Origin of the sequence: Pontibacterium sp. (assembly GCF_964228735.1) — a bacterium.
In the GTDB taxonomy this organism is placed as follows: Bacteria; Pseudomonadota; Gammaproteobacteria; order Pseudomonadales; family Balneatricaceae; genus Pontibacterium.
Map to the genome: position 1 here is coordinate 1 of NZ_CAXRBQ010000176.1, position 10574 is coordinate 10574.

General features: G+C 51.9%; 14 protein-coding genes. 8 read left to right on the forward strand and 6 right to left on the reverse strand.

The genetic code is table 11. From position 1 onward, the window contains the following. Positions 1 to 541, reverse strand: a 541-nt coding sequence (locus ACEQ15_RS18635) for a LysR family transcriptional regulator (protein WP_370280763.1), incomplete at its 3' end; no start/stop codon positions are given. Positions 542 to 654: 113 nt separating this feature from the next. On the opposite strand from ACEQ15_RS18635, the gene ACEQ15_RS18640 reads away from it, so the two are divergent. Both ACEQ15_RS18640 and ACEQ15_RS18645 read left to right on the forward strand, forming a co-directional pair. Next, on the forward strand, positions 655 to 969 hold the full coding sequence (locus ACEQ15_RS18640; RefSeq protein ID WP_370280764.1) for a monooxygenase: 315 nt from the start codon (positions 655 to 657) through the stop codon (positions 967 to 969). A gap of 15 nt (positions 970 to 984) precedes the next feature. After that, positions 985 to 1368, forward strand: coding sequence for a hypothetical protein (locus tag ACEQ15_RS18645; protein WP_372530387.1), 384 nt, complete (start codon positions 985 to 987; stop codon positions 1366 to 1368). A 100-nt stretch (positions 1369 to 1468) separates the two neighbouring features. Here the strand turns inward: ACEQ15_RS18645 and ACEQ15_RS18650 are convergent, their stop codons facing one another. After that, positions 1469 to 2422 (reverse strand): hypothetical protein, encoded by a 954-nt coding sequence (locus tag ACEQ15_RS18650; RefSeq protein WP_370280766.1) that lies wholly within the window; start codon positions 2420 to 2422, stop codon positions 1469 to 1471. Positions 2423 to 2553: 131 nt separating this feature from the next. Between ACEQ15_RS18650 and ACEQ15_RS18655 the strand changes: the two genes are divergently transcribed. Next, on the forward strand, positions 2554 to 3030 hold the full coding sequence (locus tag ACEQ15_RS18655) for an Lrp/AsnC family transcriptional regulator (protein ID WP_370280767.1): 477 nt from the start codon (positions 2554 to 2556) through the stop codon (positions 3028 to 3030). On the opposite strand, the gene ACEQ15_RS18660 is transcribed toward ACEQ15_RS18655, so the two are convergent. Beyond that, entirely contained in the window at positions 3031 to 3909 is an 879-nt protein-coding gene (locus tag ACEQ15_RS18660; RefSeq protein ID WP_370280768.1) for an AraC family transcriptional regulator N-terminal domain-containing protein, read from the reverse strand. Positions 3910 to 4110: 201 nt separating this feature from the next. Here ACEQ15_RS18660 and ACEQ15_RS18665 point away from each other — a divergent pair, with 201 nt between their 5' ends. From ACEQ15_RS18665 to ACEQ15_RS18680, 4 genes are all read left to right on the forward strand, one after another. After that, a complete protein-coding gene (locus ACEQ15_RS18665; RefSeq protein WP_370280769.1) occupies positions 4111 to 4569 on the forward strand; it encodes a (2Fe-2S)-binding protein in 459 nt (152 codons plus the stop codon). A 5-nt stretch (positions 4570 to 4574) separates the two neighbouring features. After that, positions 4575 to 6767, forward strand: a complete 2193-nt coding sequence (locus tag ACEQ15_RS18670; protein WP_370280770.1) for a molybdopterin cofactor-binding domain-containing protein — start codon at positions 4575 to 4577, stop codon at positions 6765 to 6767. Positions 6768 to 6832: 65 nt separating this feature from the next. Further along, on the forward strand, positions 6833 to 7867 hold the full coding sequence (locus tag ACEQ15_RS18675) for an XdhC family protein (protein ID WP_370280771.1): 1035 nt from the start codon (positions 6833 to 6835) through the stop codon (positions 7865 to 7867). 26 nt (positions 7868 to 7893) lie between these two features. After that, positions 7894 to 8469 carry an NTP transferase domain-containing protein gene (locus ACEQ15_RS18680; protein ID WP_370280772.1) on the forward strand — a complete coding sequence of 192 codons (576 nt, stop codon included), beginning with the start codon at positions 7894 to 7896 and terminating at the stop codon, positions 8467 to 8469. Between the two features lie 34 nt (positions 8470 to 8503). On the opposite strand, the gene ACEQ15_RS18685 is transcribed toward ACEQ15_RS18680, so the two are convergent. Both ACEQ15_RS18685 and ACEQ15_RS18690 read right to left on the reverse strand, forming a co-directional pair. Further along, positions 8504 to 8845: a hypothetical protein gene (locus tag ACEQ15_RS18685; protein ID WP_370280773.1), complete on the reverse strand. Its 342-nt coding sequence runs from the start codon at positions 8843 to 8845 to the stop codon at positions 8504 to 8506. A 97-nt stretch (positions 8846 to 8942) separates the two neighbouring features. Continuing rightward, positions 8943 to 9686, reverse strand: coding sequence for a TSUP family transporter (locus ACEQ15_RS18690; RefSeq protein ID WP_370280774.1), 744 nt, complete (start codon positions 9684 to 9686; stop codon positions 8943 to 8945). A 494-nt stretch (positions 9687 to 10180) separates the two neighbouring features. Here ACEQ15_RS18690 and ACEQ15_RS18695 point away from each other — a divergent pair, with 494 nt between their 5' ends. Beyond that, positions 10181 to 10387: a cold shock domain-containing protein gene (locus ACEQ15_RS18695; RefSeq protein ID WP_370280775.1), complete on the forward strand. Its 207-nt coding sequence runs from the start codon at positions 10181 to 10183 to the stop codon at positions 10385 to 10387. 77 nt (positions 10388 to 10464) lie between these two features. Here the strand turns inward: ACEQ15_RS18695 and ACEQ15_RS18700 are convergent. After that, on the reverse strand, positions 10465 to 10574 hold a 110-nt coding region (locus ACEQ15_RS18700), incomplete at its 5' end, for an integrase core domain-containing protein (protein WP_370277170.1).

Genomic DNA, 10574 nt, shown 5'->3' on the forward strand with positions numbered 1-10574 from the left:
CTTTGCTGGCCAGCGGGTGCTGTTCGCTTACCACCAACACCATTGTCACCAATCCAAATGCTTCGGCGGGAAAGCCCGTGATTGGTATGTTTACGATTGCGATGTCAGCGGCTCTTTCCTCCACTACTCGTTGAGTAGCCGAAAGCGAGGTTTCCCTAATCTGTACCGATGTACCTGGGTAGGATGCGCCGAACTCTGCAATGACAGGATATATCCAACTGCGATCACAGAGATGGTCGATTGTGATGAGTACCTCAGACTCCCACCCCTTAGAGATCTGTTGGCTGATACGTTCCAGGTTTGAGGCTTGCTCAACCATCGGTTTAGCCCTGCGCAGCAGTGTCTTGGCTGCGTCTGTCAGCACGGCCCGGCGGCCCTCAATCTGAATCAATTCGACGCCGGTCTGGCTTTCCAGCTTTTTGATCGCGTAAACCAGTGTTGTGTGGCTTTTGTTGAGTGAGTTGGCTGCAGCCTGGATGCTCCCTGACTCCTGAACGGCAATCAGTGTGTTCCATTGTTCGAGGGTGGTTTTTAGCTTCATGGTCAATATATTCGACAGGTAATGGGCAAATAATGAACTTTAATGCGGAGTATATCTACAGATAATAGTCCTTATCACACAGGTTAAACCGACTGACGATGAGGAGATAAGTGATGATTGTTGTGCATTTTGGTTTTGGTATGAACGGCCCTTGGGGTGAAGAGATGTCCAATACGCTGGATGGTCTGGCTCACGACATTAACAACACCGAGGGTTTGGTTTGGAAGATCTGGACTGAGAACGAGAAGGAAGGACGTGCTGGTGGGATCTATCTGTTTGAGGATGGGCAATCCGCCGAAAACTACATTTCCATGCACAGCGCCCGTGTCAGTCAGATGGGGGCGACCGATATCAGCGTTGATCGCTATAGCGTCAATGAGCCGCTGAGTCTGATCAACCGTGCTCAGCTGACCGCGCGCCCAGCTTAATCACGACGAGGCGTAATGATGACATACCGAGTATTTATTGCAGCACACAGTGCTATCTACGCACTGTTCGCGCTGGGCCTGTATTTTCTACCTGACCAGTTGTGGCCCTTGTATGGGGTTGAGATAAACGACCAGTACGGTCGCTTCCTGTCACAGCACACCAGTATTTTCCTGGGAGGTGTGGCGATCATCGGTTGGACGTTAAAGCAGATCGAGGAAGTGAGTGTGCAACGATCGGTATTGGCTGCGCGTGCCTGGACCAACCTGCTTGGTGAGGTAATTACGCTCCGCGCGTGTTTTGAAGGCATATTCGTGGGTTTTGGTTGGTCGGATCCACTGTTCTTCAGTGTACTTACTGCGGTGAGTGTCTGGCAGATGAAGCGAGTCGCTAAGGCGTGAAGAGAGGTAGGGTAGAAAGGTAAGGAAGAAGAGCTAAAAAGAAAGGTGCAATCAAACCACAATTGCACCTTTCAGGAGAATCTATCGTGCTTGGTAATGCTTAGGCTTTACTGGCGACCGGTTGTGGCCGGCGCTTCATCCATGCGGCAATCATCGCCACGACGATTACCGAGAAGATAAAGCGTCCGAACAGTACACCGCTGATATCCGCGCCCAGCGCCATTACCAGCAGCGTGTCTTCAATCAGGCTGTGACACAGGCTCATAAAGCAGAGCGACAACACAATATCTTTGTGGGCGACGTGGCCGGCCTGCGCTTCTTTGATGATCAGTGCACCACCGTAAGTCAGGCCTAGCAGGGTACCAAACATGGTCAGTGTGGTGGCACGACCTTCGATACCCATGATGCGTAGCACCGGTGTGATCATCTTCGATAGCAGGTCGTTGATCTTCAGGATGTCGAACAACTTCAGCACTACCAGCAGCACAAAGATAATCACAAATACCCAGAACAGCGACTGAATGTTGCTCCAGGCCCAATCACTCCAGGACGCTTTGCTGGTGTCTTCCAGCTGCGGCAGCCATGCCAGTTCCAGCGGCTGCTGTAACCAGTCACCGGCTTTGTAGATCGCGTTAAGAATGGCACCGTAGGCCAGGGCACCAAAGAACCGCAGTGCTGATGTACCCCAAAAGCTGGCACCGGCTTTCTGGGCGATACGCTGCTCAACGGGCAGGGCGTGGGCAATCAGCACCATCGACCAGAGAATCGTTGCATCGGCTACGGTCAACTGCAGGTCCGGCATCAAGCCGATAAACACCGCGGCACCACCGTAAATATTAACCAGCAGCGCACTTACCCAGATCAGACCGGCTTCTTCCGGCAGACCCACAATGTACATCAGTGGGCTGAGCCACTGGGCAAGACTTTCAACCAGTCCCAGGTCCTGTGCGATTTTCACCGCGATCATTACCGGGACCATCACTTTTAACAGTGACCAAAACAGGTCGAACGAATCCTTTACGACCGACCTGGCGCTTTCAATCAACAGCGACATAAAGATCTATTCCTAAGTACTTGAGCTCTATGGATATATGCTATCTAAAATCCCCTCGAATGTGTGGTCAAAAATTTTGCCAAACTGGTTTATTATTGCATTGAAGCCTCGCTAAATGAGTAAAGATTGCAATGGATGACATCGATCGTCGAATTCTCGAGATATTGCAGCAGGATGCGTCACTTTCGAACGTGGAGCTTGCTGAAAAACTGAGCCTTTCACCGTCCAGCTGTTTGCGCCGCGTGCAGAAGCTGAAGGCCGATGGTGTGATCACCCAGACGGTCGCGCTCGTTGATCCGGATAAGCTTGATCGGTCCCTGTGTGGGATTGTGGAAGTGAGTTTGGAGCGTCACGGCACAGAGGCGCGGCTGGAGTTTATTGAGAAGATTCAGCAGGAAGGGGCAATCACCCAAGCCTACTCGGTAACCGGCGAGGCGGATGTCATTCTGGTGATGCACCTGAAAGATATGAAGGAGTATGCGGCGTTGTGTGACCGTATGCTTAACTACGATCCAAACGTCGTGAAGTTTCGAACCTTCTTTGCGATGGAGCAGTACAAGCACACCACCGCGATTCCAACCAATACCAACGTAACCGAAGTCTCCTGATCAACGTGCCGCTAACGCCTGCACTTCTTTCGGGGGCGCACCGAAGAATCGTTTAAACTCGCGGCTGAACTGGGAAGGGCTGTTGTAGCCTACCTGATAGGAGGCTTCTGTTGCCTGACTTCCACTCAGTAACAGTGAATGGGCGCGGTGCAGTCGCAGGCTTTTCACAAACTGCATCGGCGACATCGATGTGATCTGCTTAAAGTGGTCATGCAACGTGGAACTGCTCATTCCAGCGAAACGGGCGATGGTGTCTACATCCAGCGGCTGGTGGAAATTCTCTTCGATGTAATGCACCACTGGCGCAATGAGGTTGGCACCGGCATGGTTCGATACGCAGTTGCGCAAAATATCGCCGTGTGGGCCTTTAAGTACCTCGTAGAAGATCTCACGCCGAATGGTTGGCGCCAGCACTTTCCGATCCATCTCATTTGCAAGGCAGTTCAACAAGCGTTGAAAGCTGTTTTGCAGCGGGTCAGTGGTGGCCGTGGAGAGAATGATCTCATCGGCTTCCTTAAGCGGAATGGAGTTTTGTTGCTCCATATCGATCAGCAGCTGACTGACCAAGTAGCTGTCTATATCGAGGCTCAAGCCCAGATAGGGTTTGCCTTCCTCAACGTTAATCACCTCTGCTTCCACCGGCATGGTCACCGAGTTGATCAGGTAGTTGTCCGGGTCATAACTGCGCTCTGCATCACCGAAGTAGATCCGTTTGCCGCCTTGGGCAATCAGACAGATCGCGGGTTGATAGACCACAGGGTTACGCGGCACGGGGTTTGACGCACGGTAAAGCCTAAGGCCGGGAATCGACGTTTCGGTGATGCCGTCTGCGGGGGCGAACTGAGCGATGGTGCGTGCAATGTCTGAGCTGAATACCACGTAGAAACTCCAGTTAATGAACCGTTTCGCAAGAGAATTATGGCACTGCACTTGCGATTTTCTCCACTCTGAAAAGGCGGTTTCGGAGTTTTGTGCAAGTAGTTCGGAGGATCTCGATAACGTCTGAACGGCATTGGAGACCATATTAAATGAACAATGTCTCTCGAAAGCCATCTCGATCGAAAATAAGAGGATTCTGTCATGTCCGTCACACTTAACGTGAATGGTGTTAACCACACAGTGGACGCCGATCCGGATACGCCATTGCTTTGGGCGATTCGTGATCATATCGAATTGACCGGTACTAAATTTGGATGTGGCATGGCCCTGTGCGGCGCCTGTACGGTGCACCTTGATGGGCAGCCAGTACGCTCCTGTTCTACGCCAATCTCTTTAGCGGTAGGCAAACAGGTCACCACCATTGAAGGTGTTCAGTCCAAGGCTGCAAAAGCGGTGCAGGATGCCTGGACCGAACTGCAGGTGCCTCAGTGTGGATACTGCCAGTCCGGCCAGATTATGTCCGCCACAGCGCTTCTCGAATCCAATCCAAATCCTACCGATGACGAGATTGATGCAGCGATGCAGGGCAATGTATGTCGCTGCGCCACTTATGTACGTATCCGTAGCGCCATCAAAACAGCAGCTAAAGAACTGGGGTAAGTGTGATGTTTAATCGAATGAAGAAAGAGCAGAACTCGATGCCAACCAGTCGCCGTGGTTTCCTTAAATTGGTTGCCGGCTCCAGTGCCGGTTTGGTGTTGGCGATGAATCTGCCGGGTGTTAATGCATCTGAGAAAAAAGCGCCGGTTTCGGTGAGTGATGATGGCAAATTCCAGCCCAATGCGTTTGTGAAGATTGGCACCGATAATAAGGTGTATGTGGCGATCAAACACCTGGAGATGGGGCAGGGAACCTATACAGGTCTCGCGACGCTTGTCGCCGAAGAGTTGGATGCCAGCTGGGATCAGGTGATTTCAGAGGGTGCACCAACCGATACCGCCAAGTACAAAAACCTGTTCTGGGGAGCAATGGGCACCGGTGGTAGCTCCGCAATTGCCAACTCCTTCGAACAGATGCGAATGGCGGGCGCTACAGCACGTGCCATGTTGGTCAGCGCCGCCGTCGAGCAGTGGAAAGTGCCGGTAGGCCAAATTACCGTGTTTGACGGTGTGGTTAGCCATACGGGCTCTAACCGTAGCGCTACATTTGGTGAATTAGCAGAAGCGGCTGCACGTCAGCCCGTACCTGCATACGAAGACCTGACGGTGAAGAAACCAGCCGACTTAAAGCTGATTGGCCGTAAGGTCTCTCGCAAAGACGTGGGTAAGACCGACGGTAGCGCCATCTTCACCCAGGATATAAAGCTTGATGGAATGTTGACCGCGATGGTTGCCCATCCGCCGCGTTTTGGTGCCAAGCTCAAAGCATTCGATGCGACCCAGGCGAAACAAGTGAAAGGCATCGTAGATGTGATCGGTATTCCTTCCGGTGTTGCGGTGCTGGCAGCCGATTACTGGAGTGCTAAGAAAGGACGTGATCAGCTGAAGATTGAGTGGGACGAATCCCAGGCGATGGCTAAAAGCTCTGCTGATCTGATGGCTGAATATAAAGCACTGGCGAAAACGCCGGGGGCTGTAGCCCGTAATGACGGTGATACCGAAAGCGCGCTGGCAATTGCGGCGACTGTGATCGAAGCTGACTTTGAATTCCCATACCTTGCCCACGCGACCATGGAACCGATGAACTGTGTGGCACAGGTGCGCGAAGATGGATGCGAGATCTGGAACGGTGAGCAGTTGAACACAGGTGACCAGGCAGTGGTTGCACAGATGTTGGGATTAAAACCGGAGCAGGTGAAGATCAACATGCTGTTTGCGGGTGGTAGTTTCGGTCGCCGTGCGAACCCGCATTCTGACTATGTGGTGGAAACGGTCAATATCGCCAAGGCGAAACCGGGTGTTCCGGTGAAACTGGTGTGGAGCCGCGAAGATGATACTCAGGCAGGGTACTTCCGTCCGATGTATTACCACACCATCCGTGGCGGCCTGGATGCGGACGGTAACCTGATTGGATGGGAACAGCGCATCGTTGGTCAGTCGATCCTCAAAGGCACCGCATTCGAAGCGTTCCTGGTGAAAGACGGCATCGATGCGACCTCTGTAGAGGGCGCAGCTACCTTGCCTTACGCGATTCCAAACATGAAAGTTGATCTGCATACCGTATCGGTGCCAGTACCGGTGCAATGGTGGCGTTCTGTAGGTCATACCCATACGGCGTTCTCGACTGAGGTGTTTATCGATCGTATAGCAAAAGCGACTGGCAAAGATGCCGTTGCGATGCGCATGGAACTTCTGAAAGGGCATCCGCGCCACCAGGGCGTGTTGAAATTGGCCGCTGAAAAGGCAGGTTGGGGACGCAAACTGCCAGAAGGTCGTGCTTTGGGTGTTGCGGTTCACGAGTCGTTTAACAGCTACGTTGCTCAAGTCGCGGAGGTGTCACTCCAGTCGGGCGGCGGCTTCAAGGTTGAGAAGGTCTGGTGTGCCGTCGATTGCGGGTTTGCAGTGAACCCGGAAATAATCAAAGCCCAGATGGAGGGCGGCATTGGCTATGGCCTGTCTCCGGCGCTGATGAGTGAAATCACCATCGACAAGGGTGCGGTCGTACAGTCCAATTTCCACGACTATCAGGTGTTACGTATCAGCGAGATGCCGGACGTGGAGGTACACATCGTACCGTCCGCGGAGGCACCTACCGGTGTGGGCGAACCGGGTACGCCGCCAATCGCGCCGGCGGTTGCAAACGCACTCTATACGCTCACCGGTCAGGAGTTTAACAAACTCCCCCTTAAGCTCGCATAATGCTTTAACCCATAGCTCAACGATCCCTGTCTTTATGAAGTCAGGGATCGTTGACGGGAGACCAGATGATGGCAAACCAACTCTCAAATCTACTGGCCGTGTGGTATCCAAATCGGGATAGCTGCGACTGGGTACTGGGCACGGTCTATAAAACAGAAGGGCCGTGCTATCGCAAAGCTGGGGCGATGATGTTGTTTAACAGCTTCGGGCAGCAATTTGGCATGCTGAGCGGCGGCTGTCTGGAATCGGATATACAGGTGTATGCACGTAGAGTGATGCAAACCGGCAAGCCGGTCACGCTGTGCTACGACGGCAGTGATGAAGATGACCTGTCGTTTCAATTGGGTATTGGCTGTGGTGGTACCGTCTATATCATGCTGACACCGGTGCATGCAGATAACGGTTACCAGTGCTTGGATCAGTTACGTGAAACGTTGATCAAACGTGAGTCTGGCCAGTATATCCAACCGATACCTGGCGGTGCTACTAGCAGTGCTCGGGCGGAATATGTAGCTAAAGCCGTATCTTCGGACCGGAAACCCCAAGCTTGGATTCAGAATAAAACGGGCACCGACTATCTGATCACACCTGTGACGCCTGATCCGCATCTGCTCGTCGTCGGTGGTGGTATTGATGCGCGCCCCGTTGTATCCATGGCGAAGCAACTCGGCTGGACAGTGTCGGTATGGGATCCGCGTCCGGCAAATGCACGCAAAGAGTTCTTTATGGATGCGGATCTGCTGTTACGCGATCCGGTCGAATCCCTACCGGAGTTTGTGACGCAGCAACGGGTGGATGCAGCGGTGATGATGTCGCATAGCATATCCCTGGATGCCGCGGCGTTGGCGCAACTTAACACCGTGTCGCTGACGTTTATGGCGTTGTTGGGACCGGTGCACCGCAAACAGCAGGTGATGGAGCGCGCGGGGTTAGCGGAGTGTGATCTTCGACAGCCTTTGTCAGGTCCTGCGGGGTTAGATATCGGTGGCGAACTACCGGAAAGTATCGCCCTGTCGATTCTGTCGGAATGTCATTCGGTACTTTATAAAGCCAAGACTATTCCTGCTTCTGGTGTGGTTCGAAGAGAGCTTGCTGCGTGAGCATCTCAAACCTGGGTGTGCTCATCATGGCGGCGGGTGAGAGCAAGCGGTTCAACGGCTGCAAGCAGCTGGCAAATCTGCACGGTAAACCGCTGATCCAACACGTATTGGACAAATCTGCGCGGTTGAGCGCAGCGAGATGTATAGTGGTGACCGGACGCTGGCATGAAGCATTGGACCGTGCGAGAACAGAGGGAACTATTCCTGCATGTGATCTGATCTTTAACCCAGAGTGGATTCGGGGTTTAGGCAACTCAATCAGCTTTGGTGTGACTCAACTGGCGGATCAATGTGATGGGATTCTTATTCTGCTCGCTGATCAGGTCGAAATAGATGCTTCCGAGCTGCAAGCTTTGATAGACAAGCTAGGCAATCACCAGCTCGCCTGCGCACAATCCAACGGCACGCGTGGTGTCCCAGCGCTGTTTTGCAAAGAGCTCTTTCCCGAACTGTTACTCATGAAAGGTGAGAGGGGGGCAAAGGCATTGCTGACAAATGCGCAGTTAGATGTGGTCGAACTGGAGATGCCATCAGCTGCTATTGATATCGATACCCGTAGTCAGCTAGACGCCGTAAACCAAAAAGGGCCACGCTTTGCGTAACGTGGCCCCGTACGTGTTTTACCTTAAAGCGCTTCTAACCCAACTCATCCACCATCACGGCGTTAGAGTAGATCAACGCGTCGTCTGATTTACGATGGCCTTTCAGGAAAAAGTGGCCCCGTTTGTCGTGCTTCTTAACAAACACATGGAATTGCGCGTCGGACAGCTCACCGCACTCATCCGGTGTTTTAAGCTCAAGTGTGGACATCCGCACAGAGATATCGGCTTGTGTTTCGTCACTGGCGGCCAAACGCTCTTCGAGATTTTCCATCTGCAAGCGGTAGTCTTCACCAACCCTGAAGCTGATTAATCCCATTGGCGTTGATTTCTCAGCGCCAGGAGGTTTACACCAGGATTCGATTGTAAACGTGTTCATGGTTACCTCTCCCGTTAAAAGGATCTTACATAACCAAGGGTAGCACTCAGGTTTGGGAGTTGCTCAAAACTTGACCAGGTAGGAGCGCAATGTCGCGCTAGGCCGTCAGCATTAAACTAATGCCAATCAATACCAGCAACAAGAACGCGATTCGGCGCATCGTATTATCGCTGACCGGCGGTGGCCAACGACGACCGGCAATGGTGGCAAAAGAGACGGCAGGCACACAAAGCAACCCGATCCAAAGCATATCCAGGGTGAGTTCTCCCTGCGCCCCGAGCACGATCAAACGACCGATATTCATCATCAGGAAGATCGCCAGCAGCGAGAGCCGGATGTTCTCCAAGGTAAATGGCTGACGGTAGTACTGATACACCAGAGGCGGGCCTGCGATACTGAACAGGCCGCCCAGTACACCTGCGGTGGCACCTGCAATGCTGAACGACAGGTTTCCACTACGTATTTTGAGTGGCTCGGGTTTGAGCATGATGAACACGCCACCCATAAAAATTGCACCACCCAGAATACCTTGCAGAATGCGCGCGAAATCACGGCTTAAATACGTCAAAAGAAAGACGCCCACAATGAGTGCGGGTACCAGACCGATAAGTGCATAGGTCAGCGCAGGGCGGTCAATAATGCTGATTTTCCCTTTTAAGGCGATAGAACCGTTCGCGAGCATCATCAGACTGATAATGACTGACGCAAAGGTAATGGATGTGAGGTCAAATTGCGCGACAAAACCCAGCACGATCATCCCCATACCAAAACCGGTAACCGTCTGTGTATAGCTCCCGAGGATCATGACCAGGATAAAAAAGATGATCTGTTCGACCGTCATCTGATGTGTCCTCTAGACGCGGTTGCTGATGGATTATGGTTATCAGCGATGCTATCGGTGTCGGAAGCCGTAGCTTAGATCCAGTTAAGCATAGTGATTGGCACCTGAGTAAAAAGAGAGGTCTTTTATGGCAGTTATGAAATTGGTCTATTATGTATTTCACCTGTTTAAGCGAGCGCATTCCTGTCCAAAAGTCTAGTTCAGAGCTAATTTAGGAATTTTTCCTATACACAATGAACTCATAACCAACTACTTATATGAGGAAGTGAGTAGGTAAAATCCCTTAACAGGGCCAACGGATGTGACTTTTTACCGATGTTGATGCCTTGAGATCGCGTGAATAAATCTTAAGGCAGAGTATTAGAAACTGACTCGTTTTTATTTGGCGGGTTATTGGAAAGTATGGGTTTGCTGAAGCGATGTTGTAGCGGCAGAACTTACTGCAACGTAGTGAGGTCGTGCGTGAGGCCAGAACGCACGAGGGGAGTATAAAGATGCATACCGGCACGGTTAAGTGGTTCAACAATGCCAAAGGATTTGGGTTTATCGTTTCACCAGAATATAACGAGGATCTGTTTGCACACTATTCAAAGATAGTGGCGGATGGGTACAAAAGCTTGAAAGCGGGGCAGACCGTTCAGTTCGAAACATCTGCGGGTCCTAAGGGAACGCATGCAATCAACATTAAAACGGTAGACTGACGTCATTGTTGCTCGGCTTTTACATGGCCGGCCACATCGATTAGTCATGTCTTGTCCTGATATAGGTTGACACTATTTCAGGTTAAAAACGCCCGATGTACCTCATCGGGCGTTTTGTATTTTAAGGCCATATGAGGCCGTCGTGTATTGTAGAGATGCACCGACTCATCAACCATGACGACCGCTT